This window comes from Streptomyces sp. NPDC018693 (assembly GCF_044391385.1).
Classification (GTDB): Bacteria; Actinomycetota; Actinomycetes; order Streptomycetales; family Streptomycetaceae; genus Streptomyces.
In genome coordinates, this window is the sequence record NZ_JBIRZZ010000018.1 from 50,079 (window position 1) to 69,709 (window position 19,631).

13 protein-coding genes, 1 pseudogene and 1 riboswitch are annotated in these 19,631 nt (G+C 72.4%); of the genes and pseudogenes, 13 read left to right on the forward strand and 1 reads right to left on the reverse strand.

Annotated features, from left to right (window positions below; genetic code table 11):
• Positions 1-8: 8 nt before the first annotated feature.
• On the reverse strand, positions 9-806 hold the full coding sequence (locus ACH5AC_RS32740; protein ID WP_398865900.1) for a tyrosine-protein phosphatase: 798 nt from the start codon (positions 804-806) through the stop codon (positions 9-11).
• A gap of 224 nt (positions 807-1,030) precedes the next feature.
• On the opposite strand from ACH5AC_RS32740, the gene ACH5AC_RS32745 reads away from it, so the two are divergent.
• From ACH5AC_RS32745 to ACH5AC_RS32805, 13 genes and pseudogenes are all read left to right on the forward strand, one after another.
• Positions 1,031-3,103, forward strand: coding sequence for an alpha-galactosidase (locus ACH5AC_RS32745; protein ID WP_398865902.1), 2,073 nt, complete (start codon positions 1,031-1,033; stop codon positions 3,101-3,103).
• A 306-nt stretch (positions 3,104-3,409) separates the two neighbouring features.
• Positions 3,410-3,568: riboswitch (cyclic di-AMP (ydaO/yuaA leader) on the forward strand.
• Between the two features lie 4 nt (positions 3,569-3,572).
• The gene (locus ACH5AC_RS32750; protein WP_398865903.1) at positions 3,573-4,580 is read left to right on the forward strand and encodes a peptidoglycan DD-metalloendopeptidase family protein; all 1,008 of its coding nucleotides are present in this window, start codon (positions 3,573-3,575) and stop codon (positions 4,578-4,580) included.
• 240 nt (positions 4,581-4,820) lie between these two features.
• Positions 4,821-5,606: an SGNH/GDSL hydrolase family protein gene (locus tag ACH5AC_RS32755; RefSeq protein ID WP_398865986.1), complete on the forward strand. Its 786-nt coding sequence runs from the start codon at positions 4,821-4,823 to the stop codon at positions 5,604-5,606.
• A 310-nt stretch (positions 5,607-5,916) separates the two neighbouring features.
• Positions 5,917-7,101, forward strand: a complete 1,185-nt coding sequence (locus tag ACH5AC_RS32760) for an MBL fold metallo-hydrolase (RefSeq protein WP_398865905.1) — start codon at positions 5,917-5,919, stop codon at positions 7,099-7,101.
• Positions 7,102-7,224: 123 nt separating this feature from the next.
• The gene (locus ACH5AC_RS32765) at positions 7,225-8,172 is read left to right on the forward strand and encodes a 1-phosphofructokinase family hexose kinase (RefSeq protein WP_398865906.1); all 948 of its coding nucleotides are present in this window, start codon (positions 7,225-7,227) and stop codon (positions 8,170-8,172) included.
• A gap of 4 nt (positions 8,173-8,176) precedes the next feature.
• Positions 8,177-10,203, forward strand: a pseudogene (locus ACH5AC_RS32770) (fructose-specific PTS transporter subunit EIIC).
• A gap of 198 nt (positions 10,204-10,401) precedes the next feature.
• Positions 10,402-13,152 (forward strand): SpoIIE family protein phosphatase, encoded by a 2,751-nt coding sequence (locus ACH5AC_RS32775; protein WP_398865907.1) that lies wholly within the window; start codon positions 10,402-10,404, stop codon positions 13,150-13,152.
• 20 nt (positions 13,153-13,172) lie between these two features.
• Positions 13,173-13,934: a DeoR/GlpR family DNA-binding transcription regulator gene (locus ACH5AC_RS32780; protein ID WP_398865908.1), complete on the forward strand. Its 762-nt coding sequence runs from the start codon at positions 13,173-13,175 to the stop codon at positions 13,932-13,934.
• Positions 13,935-14,403: 469 nt separating this feature from the next.
• Complete coding sequence (locus tag ACH5AC_RS32785) at positions 14,404-17,349, forward strand: ATP-binding protein (RefSeq protein ID WP_398865909.1); 2,946 nt, start codon at positions 14,404-14,406, stop codon at positions 17,347-17,349.
• Positions 17,350-17,405: 56 nt separating this feature from the next.
• A complete protein-coding gene (locus ACH5AC_RS32790; RefSeq protein WP_398865910.1) occupies positions 17,406-17,840 on the forward strand; it encodes a roadblock/LC7 domain-containing protein in 435 nt (144 codons plus the stop codon).
• A gap of 2 nt (positions 17,841-17,842) precedes the next feature.
• Complete coding sequence (locus ACH5AC_RS32795; RefSeq protein WP_398865911.1) at positions 17,843-18,214, forward strand: DUF742 domain-containing protein; 372 nt, start codon at positions 17,843-17,845, stop codon at positions 18,212-18,214.
• Positions 18,192-18,839: a GTP-binding protein gene (locus ACH5AC_RS32800; protein WP_398865912.1), complete on the forward strand. Its 648-nt coding sequence runs from the start codon at positions 18,192-18,194 to the stop codon at positions 18,837-18,839. The genes ACH5AC_RS32795 and ACH5AC_RS32800 overlap by 23 nt, the downstream gene beginning before the upstream one ends.
• 73 nt (positions 18,840-18,912) lie before the next feature.
• On the forward strand, positions 18,913-19,491 hold the full coding sequence (locus tag ACH5AC_RS32805; protein ID WP_398865987.1) for a GAF domain-containing protein: 579 nt from the start codon (positions 18,913-18,915) through the stop codon (positions 19,489-19,491).
• Positions 19,492-19,631 lie beyond the last annotated feature (140 nt).

Here is a 19,631-nt window from a genome sequence, read left to right on the forward strand (position 1 = left end):
TGGGCGGTTCAGTCCAGCAGTCGCTCCCGCAGCAGCTCCCGGGTGGCGTCGGTGACGCCGAGACCCCGCTCCAGGTAGGCGTCGACACCGCCCCAGGTCTCGTCGATGGTCTCGAAGGCCGCCGTCAGATACTCGGCGCGGGCGTCGAACACGGGGGAGAGCAGCTCCATGACCTCGGGGGAGTAGGCGCTCGCATCGCTGCCGTTGCGGTGCACCTTGTAGCGGCGGTGCTTGGCGTTGGACTCCAGGTAGTCGGCGAGGATCGCCTCCCGCTCCACCCGCAGCGCCAGCAGTGTCACCGCCACGGACAGACCGGCGCGGTCCTTGCCGGCCGCGCAGTGCATCAGAGCCGGGACGCTGTCCTCGGCCAGCGCGTGCAGCACGTGCGAGTGCTCGCTCGTGCGCTCCTTGATGATGGTGCGGTAGGAGAGGACCATCCGGTCGGCCGCCTTGCCGTCGCCGAGGATCTCACGCAGTTGGTCGATGCCCCCCTCGCGGATCATCTTCCAGAACTCCGCGCCGTCCGCCGGGTCCGACAGCGGCAGGTTCACATTGCGCACGCCCGGCAGCTCGACGTCCGGGCCCTCCAGCTTCTGGTCCGCCGCGTTGCGGAAGTCGAAGACGGTGTGCAGCCCCAGCCCGGACAGGAACGCCGTGTCCTCCTCGGTCGCGTGCGCGAGGTGGCCGCTGCGGAACAGCACACCGTGCCGCACCCGCCGTCCGTCCTCGGTCGGCAGGCCGCCCACGTCACGGAAGTTGCGTACGCCTGCCAGTTGGGGTTCGGTCGACGGGATCTGCTGCGTCACGGGGGCTCCCTCCCTGTCGATCCCGGTCGGCGCGGCTCTCGGGTGGCCGACCGGGGCATCCTCTCGACCATACGGCATCGCTGGCCTGGGGCGACGGGTTCTCCACAGGCCGGTGCGAGGCGACATGCCTGGGTCAGGAGTTGTCCACAGGCCGTTGCCCAGATGGCCTCCCGCCCCTGATGATGTTGCTGTCTGATCGCGTCTGTTCGAATCTGTGAGGCCCGATGCTGGAGATCGCGGAAAACGGCCGTACGGCGCTGCTCTCGGGTCCCACGAGCAGTTACGCCGTCCATGTCACCGACGGCGACGAAGTGCTGCATCTGCACTGGGGCCCGGCGATCGCGCTCGCCGACGCCGAGGCCCTCGCCGCGCGCGGGCTGCCCGGCGAGTGGCCCTTCGAGTCCCGGCTCGACGGACGCGAGGAGTATCCCGTCGAGGGCGGCCGCCGCTTCGTCCGGCCCGCCCTGTCCGTGCGCGCCGACGGGCGGCGCGGCACCGAGTGGCGTTACGCGGGGCACGAGACCGACGGCGACGAGCTGCGGCTGCTCTTCCGGGACGCCGGACTGGCGGTGACCCTGCACTACCGGATGCGTGGCGACGTCGTGGAGCGCTGGACGACGCTGCGCAACGAAGGGGAGCAGGCCCTGGAGCTGCTGCGGGCCGACTCCGCCACCTGGACGCTGCCCGAGCGCGACGGCTGGCGGCTGTCGCAGCTGCACGGCCGCTGGGCCGCCGAGTCCCGGCTCACCCGCTCCGCACTCACCTACGGCGAGAAGGTCATCGGCAGCCGGCGCGGCCACACCGGGCACCAGCACCTGCCCTGGGTCGCCCTGGACACCGACGCCACCGAGGAGCGCGGGGAGGTCTACGGCTGCGCCCTCGGCTGGTCGGGTTCGTGGCGGATCGCCGTCGCCCAACTCCCCGACGCGCGCGTGCAGATCACCGGCGGCGCCGGGCACGACGACTCCGGCCTGCTGAGCCTGGCGGCGGGGGACTCCTTCACCACGCCCGTCTTCGCCGGTCTGTGGAGCGACGGTGGCTTCGGCGGCGCGAGCCGTGCCTGGCACGCCTACCAGCGCGCGTACGTCATCCCGGACGCCGACCAGGACCGGCCGGTGCTGTTCAACTCGTGGGAGGCCACCACCTTCGACATCTCCGAGGAGCAGCAGGCGGCCCTCGCCCGGCGGGCGGCGGCGATCGGCGTCGAGCTGTTCGTCGTCGACGACGGCTGGTTCGGTGCGCGCACCAGCGACCGCGCCGGACTCGGCGACTGGACCCCCAACCCCGATCGCTTCCCCTCCGGGCTCAAGCCGCTCGCCGACTACGTGCACGCGCTCGGGATGCGGTTCGGCATCTGGGTCGAGCCCGAGATGGTCAACCCGGACAGCGACCTGTACCGGGCACACCCCGACTGGGTGCAGTACCAACCGGGACGAAAGCGGACGGAATTTCGCAATCAGCTCGTGCTGAACCTCGCGCGCGAGGATGTGCGGGAGTATCTGTGGGAGCAGCTCCACGGTCTTCTCTCCAGCGCGCCCGTCGACTATGTGAAGTGGGACTTCAACCGCTGCTTCACCGACGCCGGATGGCCGGGCGACCCGTACCCGCAGCGCCTCTGGGTGGACCATGTGCGCGCCCTCTACGCCCTGCTGGACCGGCTGCGCGAGGCCCACCCGGGCGTCGCCTTCGAGTCCTGCTCGGGCGGCGGCGGGCGCATCGACCTCGGCGTCCTGAGCCGTACGGACCAGGTGTGGACCTCCGACAACACCGACCCGCTGGACCGGCTCACCATCCAGCACGGCTTCAGTCAGGTCCATCCCGCGCGCGTGATGGCCGCCTGGGTCACCGACAGCCCCAACACCCAGCTCAACGGCCGGGTCAGCTCGCTGCGCTTCCGCTTCGTCAGCGCGATGGCCGGGGTGCTCGGCGTCGGCGGCGACCTCGCCGAGTGGAGCGAGGAGGAGCTCGCCGAGGCCGGCGAGTGGGTCGCCCTCTACAAGGAGATCCGGCCTCTCGTCCAGCGCGGCGACCTCTACCGGCTGCGGCCCCCGGAGGGCGGGCTGAGTGCCGTGCAGTACGTCCGCGGCGACGAGTCCGTCGTCCTGGCCTGGCTCCAGGCCCAGCGGTACGGCGAACCCGTACCGGCGGTGCGGCTGCGCGGGCTCGACCCGACAGCGTCGTACGAATGCCTTGAAACGGGCGAAACGCATCGAGGGGCGCTGCTGCTGCACCATGGGCTGGATGCCGGGCTGCGTGGCGACCTGGATGCGACGGTTCTCCGGCTGCGTCGTATCTGAGCGTTCTGTCCGAATTGCAGCCTTCGTTCCAACTCGCTCTGGAATGGGGAGAGCTGGAGCAGCGTCACGTGAGCATCGTCATATCCGTGACCGAGCGTTGTCCGTCATGTTCACGTAATCGAGCCTCCTTTCAAGGGGATTTGGTGAAACGGCAGGTTCTTTGATGCACGCAGGGTGACTGGGAATTCTCACAGGGGATCACGAGAAAAGCGGGGCCCGTGCAACCTCTGCTTGTTTCCGTGCGTCTTGGTCGCTTACGTTCGCCACCAATCCGGACGGACGCCCAATCCTGCCGCCGACCGGAGCCCCACACACTCACCCGTGACGGCAGGAGCGGGGGACCCACAGGTATCACCGCCTGTTCCGGTCTCCGGAACGGCTAGGGGTAAAGCCGCGTCCCCGGACGCGGCCGGGCATCTCCAGCCCGCACCCGACAGCTCACCTCGCAGGCGCCGGAGAGGAATTCGCCATGCCCGCGAAGGGTAAGCACCGCCGCTCGAAGACCCCGCGCTTCGCCCGCTCGATCGCCGTCGCCGGATCCGGTGGCGTCGCGCTCGCTCTCCCGCTGCTGGGTGCCACCGGCGCCCACGCCGCCCCGGCCCAGTCCGTTTCGGCCCAGTCCGTTTCGCAAAAGGCCGTGCAGTCCGCCCCGGTGACGCAGAAGGCCGAAAAGGCGAGCGCCGAGAAGAAGAGCACGGAAAAGAAGGCCGCCGCGACGATCTACACGGTCCGCCCCGGCGACTATCTCTCGAAGATCGCCGACGAGCAGAACGTCAGTGGTGGCTGGCAGCGGCTCTACCGCGACAACCGCGCGGCCATCGGCGGCGACCCGTCACTGATCCACCCCGGCCTCAAGCTGTCGATCGGCAAGAAGGCCGCGTCGACGGGCACCACAAAGAAGTCGTCGTCCTCGAACTCCTCGAACTCCTCGAAGTCGTCGAAGTCGTCGGCGAAGTCCACGACGCCGAAGACGCAGAAGTCCACGACGCAGAAGTCGACGCCGTCGAAGTCCACGACGTCGAACTCCTCCTCGTCCGCGACGACGTCGGCCGGTACGCAGACCGCCGCGACCGGCTACACCGCGCCCGTCTCCGCCGGCGTGGGCACCGCCTACCGCGTCGCCGGCAGCATGTGGTCCAGCGGCTACCACACCGGTGTCGACTTCGTCGTCCCGACCGGCACCTCCCTCAAGGCCGTCGGCGCCGGCACGGTCGTCTCCGCCGGCTGGGGCGGCGCGTACGGCAACCAGGTCGTCATCAGGCTCGCCGACGGCTACTACGCGCAGTACGCCCACCTGTCCGCGCTGTCCGTCTCGGCCGGCCAGAGCGTGAGCGCCGGCCAGCAGATCGGCCTCTCGGGTTCGACCGGCAACTCCACCGGTCCGCACCTGCACTTCGAGATCCGCACCACCCCGGACTACGGCTCGGACGTCGACCCGGTCGCCTACCTCCGCTCGCACGGGGTCTCCGTCGGCTGACCGCCCGCACACCGCCGAAGGCCGGACCCCCATCCCCTGGGTCCGGCCTTCGGCCGTTGTCCCCGTATCCGGGTATCCGGGTATCCGGGTATCCGGTCTTCACGTATTCCCGGGTTGACGGACTCTTGGGGAGTGGCTTATCTCACCGTCCGTCAACCCTTGCCTACGGTCGCGTAGGTCACAATCCGCAGTGAATCATGAACCGCTGTGGCAGACGATTCGAAGAGTGACAGCAGATCAGTGATCGGGTCGTACGTGGCGGTGGGGGACAGCTTCACCGAGGGCGTCGGCGACCCCGGCCCCGACGGGGCGTTCGTCGGCTGGGCCGACCGGCTCGCGGTCCTGCTCGCCGACCGGCGGCCCGAGGGCGACTTCAACTACACCAACCTCGCCGTGCGCGGGAAGCTGCTCGACCAGATCATGGCCGACCAGCTGCCGCGGGCGGTCGAACTCGCGCCGGACCTGGTGTCGTTCTGCGCGGGCGGCAACGACATCCTCCGTCCGGGCACCGACCCCGACGAGGTCGCCGAGCGGTTCGAGCGCGCGATCGCGGCGCTGACCGAGACGGCCGGCACGGTGCTGGTGACCACCGGCTTCGACACCCGGGGCGTCCCCGTGCTCAAGCACCTGCGCGGCAAGATCGCCACCTACAACGGGCATGTGCGCGCCATCGCCGACCGGTACGGCTGCCCGGTGCTCGACCTGTGGTCCCTGAAATCCGTGCAGGACCGCAGGGCCTGGGACGACGACCGGCTGCACCTCTCGCCCGAGGGGCACACGCGTGTGGCGCTGCGCGCCGGGCAGGCGCTGGGCCTGGAGGTGCCGGCCGACCCGGAGCAGCCCTGGCCGCCGCTTCCGCCGCGCGGCACCCTGGACGTGCGCAAGGACGACGTCCACTGGGCGCGGGAGTACCTGGTGCCGTGGATCGGCCGCCGGCTGCGCGGCGAGTCCTCCGGCGACCATGTCAGCGCCAAGGGCACGTTGTCCCCTGACGACATCAGGATGCGGATCGAGGCGGTGGCCTGAGGCGCGGGCCCCGGTGGCTCCCCCACTGAGGTGAGCGCACGGGAGCGGTACGCGGGCGCGGCCCCGCCCGGACGCCGGGACGACGGCACACCGTCCCCCGGCACACGACGAGGCCCGCCCGCGTCTCGCTCACCCGAGCCGGGACACGAGGCGAAGCCCCGGAGAAAGACGCGCGGGGAACCGCGCGCCGGGCCCCCACCGGCCGGTGGACGCAACACCGCCCGGGAACGCCACCGGCGGCCCACACCCCGAGGGACTGTCAGTCGGACGGACCATAATGGAACGCCTAACGACTCCACCTGGAGGTAGCGTGGCCGGTTTCCGTTCCCTGAGCCCCGGGCTCCGTTCCCTGCAGCCCGAGGCGTTCGGCGCGGAGCCGAGCGGTGAGCGGCTCGCACGTATCCGCAGATCGCCCCACTTCAAGGACGGGGTGTTCCAGAACCCCGGCGGCCCCGCCCGCACCCGCCCCTCGGGTGCGGCGGGCGAATTCGCCAAGACCCTGTTCGACAAGGAATCGCGCGCACGCCGCGCCCCCACGGGCACGATCCCCGTGCACGCCACCACCCTCGCCGACCTCGCCAAGCCGCCCGCCACCGGCCTGCGCCTGACCTGGATGGGCCACTCCAGCGTGCTCGCGGAGATAGACGGGCAGCGGGTGCTGTTCGACCCCGTCTGGGGGCAGCGCTGCTCGCCCTTCGCCTTCGCGGGCCCCAAGCGGCTGCACCCGGTCCCGCTGCCGCTGGCCGCCCTCGGCCCGGTCGACGTCGTCGTGATCTCCCACGACCACTACGACCACCTCGACCTGCCCACGATCAAGGCGCTGGCCGGCACGGACACCCTGTTCGCCGTCCCGCTGGGTGTCGGCGCCCATCTGGAGCACTGGGGCGTGTCCGAGAGCCGGCTGCGCGAGCTGGACTGGCACGAGGCGACGCGGGTCGGCGGCCTCACCCTCACCGCGACCCCGGCCCGCCACTTCTGCGGCCGCGGCCTGCGCAACACACAGCACACGCTGTGGGCGTCCTGGGCCGTCGCCGGCGAGGAGCACCGCGTCTACCACAGCGGTGACACCGGCTACTTCGAGGGCTTCAAGGACATCGGCGCCGCCCACGGCCCCTTCGACGCCACGATGATCCAGCTCGGCGCGTACAGCGAGTTCTGGCCGGACATCCACATGACCCCCGAGGAGGCCCTGCGCGCCCATCTCGACCTGCAGGGCGGTGGCCCCGGCGGTGTGCTGCTGCCGATCCACTGGGCCACCTTCAATCTGGCGACCCACCCCTGGGCCGAGCCCGGCGAGTGGACGCTGGCCGCGGCCGCCGCGGTCGGACAGAAGGTCGCCGCCCCTGTCCCGGGCCGGTCCTTCGAGCCCGCCGGGGATCTCCCCGCGCACCCCTGGTGGCGCGACGTGTCCCGGCCGCTGAACCGCGAGTGGCCCGTTCCGAAGATCACCCGTGAGGCGTCTCGTGACGACCTCGACCTGGTGAGCGAGGGCTGACCACGAGCCGGAGGCTCTCTCCGGCTGCGCTCCGACGGGCCAGAGGTACTGTGGTTCTGCCGGTCGGGAAATGTTCCGGCGGACCGGCACCCTCACTGCCCTCGGTTCCAGTGTGGTGCGCGCGTGATCGTCACCCTCACCCCCAATCCGAGCCTGGACTGCACCCTGGAGGTCCCGGATCTGCGGCCCGGCTCGGTCATCCGTGCCACCGGCAGCCGACTCGATCCGGGAGGCAAGGGGGTCAATGTCTCCCGGGCGCTGGCTGCCAACGGTCACCGGACGGTGGCCGTCCTGCCCTGCGGCGGATCCGAGGGCGAGCGGCTCGGTGAACTCCTCGCCTCCGAAGGCGTCGAGGTGGTCACCGTACCGATCGCCGACAGGGTCCGGGTCAACATCAGCGTCGTGGAGCCCGACGGCACCGTCACCAAGCTCAACGCGGCCGGCCCACAGCTCTCCGCCGCCGAGATCGACGCGCTCGCCGCAGCCACCCGTGCCGCCGCCCAGGGCGTCCGGTGGGTGGCTCTCGCCGGCAATCTGCCACCCGGCGCCCCCGTCGACCTCTACGCGCACCTGGTGTCCCTGCTGCGCCGCAGCGGGGTTTCGCGGATCGCCGTCGACTCCAGCGGCGCCGCCTTCACCGCCGCCCTCACAGCCGGTCCGGATCTGGTCAAGCCCAACCGGGGTGAACTCGCGGAGGCCGCCGGGATACCGGTGACCACGCTCGGCGAGGCACTGACCGCGGCCAACGTGCTGCGCGCTCGCGGTGCCCGGACGGTGCTGGCCAGCCTCGGTCCCGACGGTGCCCTGCTGGTCGACGACTCCGCGGTGCTGCACGCGGAGCAGCGCGTCGCCGAACCGCGCAGCTCCGTCGGCGCCGGCGACGCTCTCCTCGCGGGATACCTGGCGGCGCCCGCCGGGGGACCCGCCGCCCTCGCGGAGGCCCTGGCCTGGGGCGCCGCCGCGGTGTCGCAGCCCGGCAGCGGGATGCCAGGACAGTGGGACCTGGACCGGTCGGCTGTCGTCGTGCACACACACCTCGATCCCGGACGCCCGATCTCCGAACGGAACTGACGCGATGCCCGACCTCATCACCCAGGATTTCGTGGATCTGGACCTGCGGGCCACGGACCGTCACGAGGCGGTCCGCTCCCTCGCCGCCCGGCTCACCGCCGAAGGCCGCGTCACGGACCTCGACGGGTTCCTCGCCGACGTACGGGCCAGGGAGGAGGAGATGCCCACCGGCCTCGAAGGCGGCATCGGAATCCCGCACGCCCGCTCCGTCCATGTCACCCGGCCCACACTCGCCTTCGGGCGCAGCGCCGACGGCGTCGACTTCGGTGCCGCGGACGGCCCGGCGGACCTGGTCTTCCTGATCGCCGCGCCGGCCGGCGGCCACGCCGAACACCTGGACATCCTGGCGTCGCTCGCCCGCCGCCTGGTGCACGCGTCCTTCACCGGGGCCCTGCGCCATGCCGTGGACGCGCGGGCGGTCGTCGATCTCATCAACCAGGAGGTGGGCGGACGATGAGGATCGTCGCCGTCACGGCCTGTCCGACCGGCATCGCCCACACCTACATGGCCGCCGAGGCCCTGGAGCAGGCCGCCGGCGACGCCGGGCACCACATCGTGGTGGAGACGCAGGGCGCCGCCGGTGCGGTCCGGCTGACCGCCGCGCAGATCGCGGCGGCCGACGCGGTGATCCTCGCGGCCGACACCGAGATCCAGGACCGCGAGCGGTTCGCGGGCAAACCCGTCGTGGCCGCCCCGGTGCAACGGGCCATCAACCATCCGGGCGAACTCGTCTCCCGGGCCGAGCAGGCCGCGCGGGCGACGGCCCGGACGGACGCGACGGCCACGGGGGAAGGCACCGGTCCGGGCGCCGCCGACGAGGCCCGAGGAGCCGCGGGCGGCGAGGCCGACCGGTCCGCCGAGGCCCGTGAAGCCGCGGCCGGCGGCCCCGCGCGGGGCGCGCCCCCGGAGCAGGCCAAGGTCCACCCGGCGACCCGGTTGCGGCAGTGGCTGATGACCGGGGTCAGCTACATGATTCCGTTCGTCGCCGCGGGCGGCATCCTGATCGCGCTCGCCTTCATGATCGGCGGCGCCGAGGTCGCCGCGAAGGTCGACGGCGGCACCTGGCAGGGGCAGACCTACCAGGCCGTGACCGACCTGTCCGAGCTGCTCGACCGGGCCGGTTACGCGGGTGTGCTGTTCAAGATCGGCACCACGGCCTTCGCCATGCTGGTGCCGATCCTCGCGGGCTTCATCGCCTACGCCATCGCCGACCGGCCGGGCCTGGTACCCGGCGTCGTCTCCGGCCTGCTGGCCGTCGAGATCGGCGCGGGCTTCCTCGGCGGCCTGGCCGGCGGTCTGCTCGCCGGTGCGGTGGTGACGGCGCTGCGCAGGATTCCCGTGCCGCGGGCGGTCGCGGGCGTCATGACCGTGGTCGGGATTCCGCTGGTGTCCACGCTGGTGATGGGCCTGCTGATGATCATCGTCATCGGGGAGCCGATCGCCGCCGCGCAGCGCGGCCTCACCGACTGGCTGGACGGTCTGACCGGGGCCAACGAGATCCTGCTGGGCGCTCTGCTCGGCCTGATGATGGCCTTCGACATGGGCGGTCCGGTCAACAAGGTCGCGTACACCTTCGGCGTGGCCGGCCTGGCCAGCGGCGATCTGCAGGTGATGGCCGCCGTCATGGCAGCCGGCATGGTGCCTCCGCTCGCCCTCGCCCTGGCCACGGTCGTACGGCCGGCGCGCTTCACCGACAGCGAGCGCAAGGCGGGGGAGGCCGCCTGGCTGCTCGGTGCCTCGTTCATCACGGAGGGCGCCATCCCGTTCGCGGCGGCCGACCCGCTGCGGGTCATCCCGTCGATCATGGCCGGGAGCGCGGTCACCGGTGCCCTGTCCATGGCCGTGGACGCCACCTCGCGCGCCCCGCACGGCGGGCTGTGGGTCATCGGCCTGATCGGGAGGCCCGGCCTGTACCTGGCGGCCATCGCGGCGGGCGTACTGGTGGGCGCCGCCTGTGTGCTGATCGCCAAGCACCTCGCACGCCCCGTACCCGAAGGGCCGGCGGCTCTGCCCGCGACCCCCGGCCGGTGACCTGGCCCGGAGGGGCTGTCCGGCTGCCCGGGTTCCACGGCGGGACGGACGGAGTATCGTGAAAAAACGGACGTGCCCCGCAGGCCGGAGCCCTTCGGCCCGACATGCCGGCAGACCGGGGGCCCAGGGCGGCGGCCACGCTCCGGCCCCCGATCGAGCAGAGCCTTCGGGGTTCTTCCTCCAGGAGAGGAGATCTCCGTGACGGACTTCTGGGGCGCCGACGGTGTGGCCCGAGACCGGGAGCGGTTCCTGAGGGGCGAGTCGGCCGTCACCGGCCTGCGGGCCCCGATCCTGAACTCATGGCGGCGCTGTGCCGTCATGGGACTGTCGCCGGACCGGATCGCACCTCCCTACCAGGCGGACGCCGACCTGGAGAACCGTCTTGCCCGGGCGGCGGCGCCGGTGCTGCAGCGGCTGGAAACCGAGCTGGCGGGTGCGCGCGTGGCCGTCGTCCTCGCCGACCGGCACGGCGTGATCCTGCGCTGCCGCTCCGGTGAGAGGGCGCTGTACCGGCACCTGGAGGCGGTCCGGCTCGCACCGGGCTTCACCTACACCGAGGAGTACGTCGGCACCCACGGCATCGCCACGGCCCTGGAGGAGCGGCAGGACTTCCATGTCTTCGGCGCCGAACACTTCGCCGCCTGTCTGCGGCCCTTCGTGTCGGCGGGCGCCGTCGTCCGCGACGCCCTCAGCGGAAGCCTCGAAGGCGTGATCGGCCTCACCTGCCTGTGCGGCGACGCGGATACGGACATGGCGGCCCGGGTCCGTCAGGCGGCCGACGCCGTCGGGCTACGGCTGCTGGAGGACCGCAGGGTCCGGGAGCAGGCTCTGCTCCAGGAGGCCCTTCAGGTCGAGCGCCGACAGGACGTCCCTCTGCCCGCGTCCTCTCTCTCCGCTCTCACCGACAGCGACCGGAACGTCCTGCGGGAGAAGGCCACCGAGCTGATCTCCGCGGCCGGCGGCACCACCGTGCAGGTGTCGCTGTCCGGGGGCCGCACGGCCGCGCTCGTCTGCCGTCCCGTGGCGGGGACCTCGGGCGAGGAGGGCGTGGTGGTCAAGCTGAGCCTCGTCGGGGACGCGGGCGGCACACCGCAGGTGATGGTTCCGGCTCCCTCCTCCGAGCAGCCGTTGGTTGCAGCCCCGCCGGATGAGCCGCCAGGAGAGCCGGGACCCGCCGACGGCGCGGCGACCGCGGCCCCCGACGAGTGGCTGCTGGCCGTAGGTCACCCGGAGCTGGGGCAGCTCGCGATGGCCGCACGGGAGCGCCTTGAACTGCTGTACGACGCGAGCATCCGCATCGGTACCACACTGGACGTGGCACGCACCGCGGAGGAGCTGGCCGAGGTGGTCGTTCCCCGGTTCGCCGACATCGTCACGGTCGATCTGCTGGAACCCGTGCTGCGCGGCGAGGAAGCGGTCGCCCGGGACGCGCCCCTGCAGCGGGCGGCGCTCGGTGCCCACCTCGCCGAACCACCGTTCCCCCCGGTGGGCAAGCGGATCAGCTTCGCCTCGTCCGCGCCGCAGGCCCGGTGCTTCGCCGAGGGACAGGCCGTCCTCGAACCGGATGTGCAGGCCGTCCCCGAATGGCTGGCGCAGGATCCCGACCGGATCCGGGAGATCGTGGAGTACGGCGTCCACTCGCTCATCGCCGTCCCGCTGCGCACCCGCAGGGCGTCGCTGGGGCTCGCCACCTTCTACCGCTGCCGCGAGTCGAGGCCCTTCGAGGAGGACGACCTGCACCTGGCGGAGGAACTCATCGCTCGGGTCGCCATCTGCGTCGACAACGCCCGGCGCTTCACCCGCGAGCAGACGGTCGCCCTCACCCTGCAGCGCAGCCTGCTGCCGGGCGTACTCCCGGAGCAGACCGCCGTGGAGGTCGCCCATCGCTATCTGCCCGCCCAGATCGCCGTGGGCGGGGTGGGCGGCGACTGGTTCGACATCATTCCGCTGTCCGGGGGGCGCGTCGCCCTGGTCGTCGGCGACGTCGTCGGGCACGGCCTGCACGCCGCCGTCACCATGGGCCGGCTGCGCACCGCCGTGCACAACTTCGCCACCCTGGACATGGCACCCGACGAACTCCTCGGACGCGTCGACGACCTGGTCATCGCCCTGGGCCAGGAGGGGACGTCACGCCCGGGGGGCGACGACATCATCGGCGCCACCTGCCTGTACGCCGTGTACGACCCGGTCTCCCAGCGCTGCACGATGGCCCGGGCCGGCCATCCCCCGCCCGCGGTGGTCGACCCCGGTGGCGCGGTCCGTTTCCCGGACCTGCCGGCCGGGCCTCCCCTCGGCCTGGGCGGCCTTCCCTTCGAGACCGCCGAACTGGATCTGCCGGAGGGCAGTCAGCTGGTCCTCTACACCGACGGACTCATCGAGGACCGGGAGTGGGACATCGACACGGCCCTCGAACGGCTGCGGGCCGTCCTGTCGCACGCCGACCGGGCTCCCGAGCAGACCTGTGAGGCGGTGCTGCGGGAACTGCCCGGCCCGCACTCCTCGGACGACGTCACCCTGCTCGTCGCCCGCACCCGCGCCCTGGGCGCCGAACACACCGCGTGCTGGGACGTGCCCGCCGATCCGGCGGCGATCTCCGGCGTCCGGGAGGCCGCCGTCCGGCAGTTGACCGAATGGGGCCTGGAGGACTGCGCGTTCACCACGGAACTCCTGCTCAGCGAGCTGGCCACGAACGCCATCCGGCACGCCACCGGGCCCGTTCAGGTGCGTCTGCTCCGCGACCGGGTGCTCATCTGCGAAGTCTCCGACGGCAGCAGCACCTCGCCCCACCTCCGTCAGGCCACGGCGACCGACGAGGGCGGGCGCGGGCTGTTCCTCGTCGCCCAGCTCGCCCAGCGCTGGGGAACCCGCTACACGCCCCGGGGCAAGGTCATCTGGGCCGAGCAGCCCCTGTCTCCCGCAGCGGAGTTCCCGGACCCGTCGCTCTGGTGACCCAGGAGGTGAGGCGCATCATGCAGGCCAAGGAACGCCAGCGGCGGATCGTGGCGCTTGCGCGTGAGGAGGGACAGGCGAGTGTGGAGCGGCTGGCCGATGCCCTCTCGGAGAGCCTGGAGACGATCTGGCAGGATCTGGCGCTGCTGGAGCGCCAGGGGCTGCTGCGGCGGGTGCCCGGTGGAGTGATCCCGCTGCGGCGGCTCGGCTTCGAGCCGGACCTTCCCACGCGTGGTGAGGTGATGGAGAAGGAGAAGAAGCGGATCGCCGCCGCGGCGCTGGACGAGGTGCCCGACGAGGGGGTGATCCTGCTGGACGCCGGGTCGACCACGTACCACCTGGCGGAGCTGCTGCCGGCCGGCCGTGAACTGACGGTGATCACCAACAGCCTGCCGATCGCCCAGCTGCTGGCCCGCCACGCCGAACTCACGGTGCTCACCCCGGGCGGTCGCGTACGGGCCCGTACGCTCGCGGAAGTCGATGTGGTCGCCATCCGCACCCTGGGGACGTTCCTGATCGACGTCTCCTTCCTCGCGACCAACGGGGTCTCGGTCGAACACGGCCTGACCACACCGGACCTGGCCGAGGCCGAGGTCAAACGGGCGATGTGCCGACGCGCGCGGCGACGCGTGCTGCTCGCCGACAGCAGCAAGATCGGCAACGACACCTTCTGCCGCTTTGCCGACCTCCGCGACTTCGACGTCATGGTGACCGACACCGGTATGGAGCCGGAGGCGGTCGTGGACTTCACCGAGGTGGGCCTGCGCGTCATCCGCGTGTGACGTGCCACCTCGGAGGCAAGGCCAAAGGAGATACGGGGAGTGACGATCTGGCGGGTGCAGCAGAAGGTGGCGGGAGGGTGGAGGGGGTTCCGGCAGGTTGACCATGAACGGGTGAAGGAAGTGAATTCATTGACGGTGAGGGGCGGGGAGTGCAACTTCCTGACCCTCGCCGCCTCTTTGTGGCCACGCTTGACCAGCAGTGATCGCTTCCAGTCGACTCGCCGTCCTGTCTTCGGGGAAGTTATCGGTCTGTCGTACGAAGCCTCATACCAGAGTGGGACGCTTCTCGGGGGAGTTTGTCAACTGCCCACCGCACATGATGCGTTGGCGACTACTGTGAGTGTCCGTCGGACGATGTGAGGCCGAACTCCCGGTCCAGTCGACCGATTTCGCGATGCCGCATGCCCGGCTCGCGCCCGACGCGCGAGCAACCAGGCCCGACGGACCAGTACCCAGTACGAGGACACCGATGTCTCACCTCCGCGCACCGGCCGCACGCGCAGACCGCCGTGAGGGCGGGCGGCACGGGCGACCGGTCGCCCGCACCGCCTCAGCGACGGCCGAGACACACATACGGCCCCAGCTCCTGCGGCTCGCCGTGCTCCCGCCGATCGCCGTCGCCCTCAGCGGCTGCGCCGCCGTCCTGTTCACCGTCCGCTCCACCGGCGCCCGCCCCAGCGCCACCCTGTGGGCCGTCCTGACCGGCGCGGTCACCGTCACCGGCGTGGGCATCCTCATCGCCGCCGTGGCCGCCGACCGCGCCGCCCGCTCGGTCAGCGACCGCATCGGCGCCCTGCGCCGCAACAGCGCGCGCGGCGAGGCCGATCTACGGGCCCTCGTCGAGGCACTGCGGCGCGGCGAGGTGCCGCCCCAGCGCAAGACGCGCGGCGGGCCGCCCGCCGACGCCGACGACTTCGAACTGCTCGCCGCGGATCTCGCCCGCGCCCACGACGGGGCCGTCACCGCCGTCGTCCGGGCCGCCCAGCTGTCCAGCCAGGCCGGCAGCGAACAGAAACTCGAGGTGTTCGTCAACCTCGCACGCCGGCTGCAGTCGCTGGTGCACCGCGAGATCTCCATCCTCGACGAGCTGGAGAACGAGATCGAGGACCCCGACCTGCTCAAGGGGCTCTTCCACGTCGACCACCTCGCCACCCGCATCCGCCGCCACGCCGAGAACCTCGCCGTGCTCGGCGGGGCCGTCTCCCGGCGGCAGTGGAGCAACCCGGTCTCCATGACCGAGGTGCTGCGCTCGGCCATCGCCGAGGTCGAGCAGTACTCGCGGGTCCGACTGGTCCCGCCGATCGACGGGGAGCTGCGCGGGCACGCCGTCGCCGACGTCATCCATCTGCTCGCCGAACTCGTCGAGAACGCCACGGTGTTCTCCGCCCCGCACACCCAGGTGCTCCTGCGGGCCAACCTCGTGACCTCCGGGCTCGCCGTCGAGGTCGAGGACCGTGGGCTCGGGCTGCCCGTCGACGAGCAGAAGCGGATGAACGCGCTGCTCGCCGACCCCGACCAGGTCAATGTCGGGCGGCTGCTCGCCGACGGCCGGATCGGCCTGTTCGTCGTCTCCCAGCTCGCCCGGCGGCACGGCATCCGGGTCCGGCTGCAGACCAACATCTACGGCGGCGTCCAGGCCGTGCTCGTCGTGCCGCAGGCCCTGCTGGGGTCGGTGCCCGGCCTCCCCGACGTCGCCCCCCAGGGAGCGGACACGCCCACCCCGGCCCCACCGGAGGGCACCCGGTCCACCCAGGACGCGCGGCCCGCGGCCGGCCCCAACGGCCGGCAGATCCAGGGCGGCCGCCGCTCCCCCAGTGCCGCGCGCACCCGGCCCCGCCCCGACACCGCCGCAACACCCACCCGCCCCACCGGCAACGACACGACCAGGCCCGGCCTGACCCCCGTACCACCACAGCCCCACGACACCCGACCCACGCCCGGCACCACCAGCCCGTCCCCGAGCCCCCACACCCAACAGGACCCCGGGCACAGTCGGGATTCCGCCCCCGAGCACCTCCGGGAAGTCTCCGGGTCTGGCCGGGTCTCCGCCCCGGGGCAGCTTCGGGGGAACTCCGGGTCTGGTCGGGAGTCCGGGCCGGGGCAGCTCCGGGAAAGCTCCAGGTCCGGTCGGGAGTCCGCCGCAGGGCATCTTCGGCAGGTCTCCGGGTCTGGTCGGGAGTCCGGCCCGGGGCAGCTTCGGGGGAACTCCGGGTCTGGTCGGGAGCTCGCCCCGGGGCAGCTTCGGGAGGTCTCCGGGTCTGGTCGGGAGTCCGGCCCGGGGCAGCTTCGGGGGAACTCCGGGTCTGGTCGGGAGTCCGGGTCGGGGCAGCTCCGGGAGAACTCCGGGTCCGGTCGGGAGTCCGGGTCGGAGCACCGCCGGGCGAGCTCCGGGTCCGCAGGGGAGTCCGCCGCGGGGCACTTTCCGGAGAGCACTGGTGGCGGCCGGCCGCTCGCCTCGGCGCATCTCCCGGAGAGCACTGGTGGCGGCCGGCCGCTCGCCCCGGCGCATCTCCCGGAGAGCACCAGCGGCGGCCGGCCGCTCGCCCCGGCGCACTTCGCGGATGACACCGCCGGCGGCCGCCCGGCCGGCTCCTCCCGCCACCAGGGGTCCTCGAGCTCCGCCCAGCCCCTCACCCCGGCACCAGCCACCCAGGGCGCACACCGCGCGACCGGCTCCCCTCAGTCCCGGGACCCCTTCGACGCCCACCGGCCGGTGGGGTCCGGGCAGCCGCAGGGAGCTGTCGACGGCGGTCGGTCAGCCGTGTCCGCGCAGGCCCAGGACGGGTTCGACGCGCGGGGCGCGCAAGCGCGGGCCGGTTTCGGTGAGCGGCCGGGCAGCGGATCCGGGGGCGGTCAGGAGAGCGCCGACGCGCAGCAGGGCGTCGTATCCGCGCAGGGGCACGACAGCGTCGTAGCGCAGTCGTCCGGAGCCCCCGGTGACGGGCGGCCCGCGCCGCTTCCGGTGCGGGGTGCGCAGGAGGCCCGGCCCAACCCCGCCGACGCCGTGCCCGGGATCCGGGCCGGGGAGCGGTGGATCGTCGAGGAGAACTCGGGGCAGGCGCCCGTGCCGCGGGCGGGCGCGGTGCGCGGGACCATGGGCAAGCCGACGCTGCCCCGGCGCCGCGCCCAGGAGCACATCGTGCCCCAGCTGCGCGGCGGGCCCGTGCCGCGGCAGGAGCCCGAGCAACTCGTCGGGCACGACCCCGGCCTGATGGCGGCCTTCCAGCGCGGCATCGGGCTCGCCGAGGCCCAGCAGAGCCTGGAGGCCGACCCGTCGGCCCCATCTGCCCCGTACTCCGTCCCCCCACCGGTCACCGGCCTTCCCCCCGAGACGTACGGCGCGCGCGACGCACTGGACGTGCCCGGACCCGACCAGCCCACCGCCCGGCACGACGGGAGCGCACCCGCCGGATGACCACCCCACCCCCCAGCGCTCCCGCAGACCTTCGTACCCCAAGGAGTCGATCCACCATGGCGAGCGATGCGCCGACCGCCCAGGTATCCGATCTCGACTGGCTGATGAGCGGCCTCGTCCAGCGCGTACCGCACACGACCAGCGCTGTTCTCCTCTCCTGCGACGGACTGGTGAAGTCCGTCCACGGCCTCGACCCCGACAGCGCCGACCACATGGCCGCCCTGGCCTCCGGCCTGTACTCCCTCGGTCGCAGCGCCGGCGTCCGCTTCGGCGACGGCGGCGACGTGCGCCAGGTCGTCGTCGAACTCGACTCGACGCTGCTGTTCGTCACCACCGCCGGCTCCGGCACCTGCCTCGCCGTGCTGGCCGGCCGCGAGGCCGATGCGGCCGTCCTCGGCTACGAGATGGCGATGCTGGTCAAGAGCGTCCGCCCGTACCTGGTGACCGCGCCCCGGCAGCACACCGTCGAACCCCCGGTGATGAGGTCTTGAGCGTGGCGGCGGCCGGCGACGGGCCCTGGCTCGACGACGCGGCCGGACGGCTGGTGCGCCCCTTCACGGTCAGCAACGGCCGCACCAGACCCAGCGTCGCCCTGGACCTGATGTCACAGGTGATGGCCACCGGGACGACCCCCCTCGGCTACCTCGGCCCGGAACACGCGCAGGCCCTCGACCTGTGCCGCGCGCCCGTCCCGGTCGCCGAGGTGGCCGCCCACCTGAAGCTGCCGGCGGCGGTCACCAAGGTGCTGCTGTCGGACCTCGTCGACTGCGGGGCGCTGACCACGAAGCCCCCCGCGTTCCACCACAACCCCACCGACCGGGCGCTACTGGAGGCAGTACTCGATGGACTACGACGAAAGCTCTGAGTACGGCGCGTACGGTCCGAACGGCAAGTACGACGACGGCTCGGACCCCTTCCCCACCGCGCTGAAGATCCTCGTGGCGGGCGGCTTCGGCGTCGGCAAGACCACCTTCGTCGGCGCGGTCAGCGAGATCGCGCCGCTCAGCACGGAGGAGCTGCTCACCACCGTCAGCGCCGCCACCGACAGCCTGGAGGGCATCGAGAACAAGGTCGAGACGACCGTCGCCATGGACTTCGGCCGGATCACCCTCGACCCGCAGCACGTGCTGTACCTGTTCGGCACGCCCGGGCAGGAGCGGTTCTGGTTCATGTGGGACGAGCTGTGCGAGGGCGCGCTCGGCGCGGTCATCCTCGCCGACACCCGCCGGCTGCAGGAATGCTTCGCCGCCGTCGACTTCTTCGAGGAGCGCGGCCTCGGCTTCATCATCGCCGTCAACGAGTTCGACGGGGCCCACCGCTACGACCCCGAGGAGGTGCGCTGCGCCCTCGACCTCGACCCGGCGATCCCGGTCGTGCGCTGCGACGCCCGTATCTCCGCCTCCGGTGTGCAGACCCTGCTCACCCTCGTCAGACACCTCATCGCGCACGCGCCGGCCGCACCCCGGCCGAGCCGTGGCGCCCACCTGTGATACCCGAACCATCGTCCACGGAGCCGCACATGACGTACGACCAGACGGCAGGAGCCCGGCGATGAGCCCGGCCATGAGCTACGACCCGCCGCGCCCGGCCGGGCGGCTGCTGCTCACGCCCGAGGACCGCGACGCTCCCGCCCGCACCCTGAGGCTGTGCCGACTCGGCCTCGGGAACCGGCCGGAGCCCGTCCTCGACGGCTTCGCCGACCGGCTCGCCGAGCTCACCGGCGCGCCGTACGCCATGGTCAACTTCACCGGCGAGACAGAGCAGTTCTTCGCCGGACTGCACACCCCCGAGCCCGCCGCCCGGCGCGGCAAACCCGAACTGGGCCGGTCGCTGCCCCGCGACCACGGCTACTGCCCGTACGTCATCGCGCGGCGGCGGGCCCTGGCCCTGGAGGACGTCCGCGACTACCCGCGGTTCGCCGGCAATCCGATCGTGGACGACCACGGGGTGCGCTCCTATCTGGGCGCCCCGCTCATGGACAGCGCCGGTGCCGTGATGGGCACCGTCTGCGCCGCCGATCTCACGCCCCGGAGCTGGGGAAAGAGCGGGCTGGAGACCATCAAGGCGTGCGCGGCCGAACTCGCCGTCGAGATGGAGCGCAGCGAACGGGACGGCCTGCCGCTCCAGCCGACCTGGGCGTGAGGCAGAGCCGGGGGTGAAGGAAAGCCGGGCGTGAAGGAAAGCTGCGGCTCCGCTTAAGAAAACCTCGATGGACCGGGGCGGGTCCGGTACGGCAGATTGCTACCCGATTCCACCCCTCTCCCCGGCTGCGGGCCTTTTCG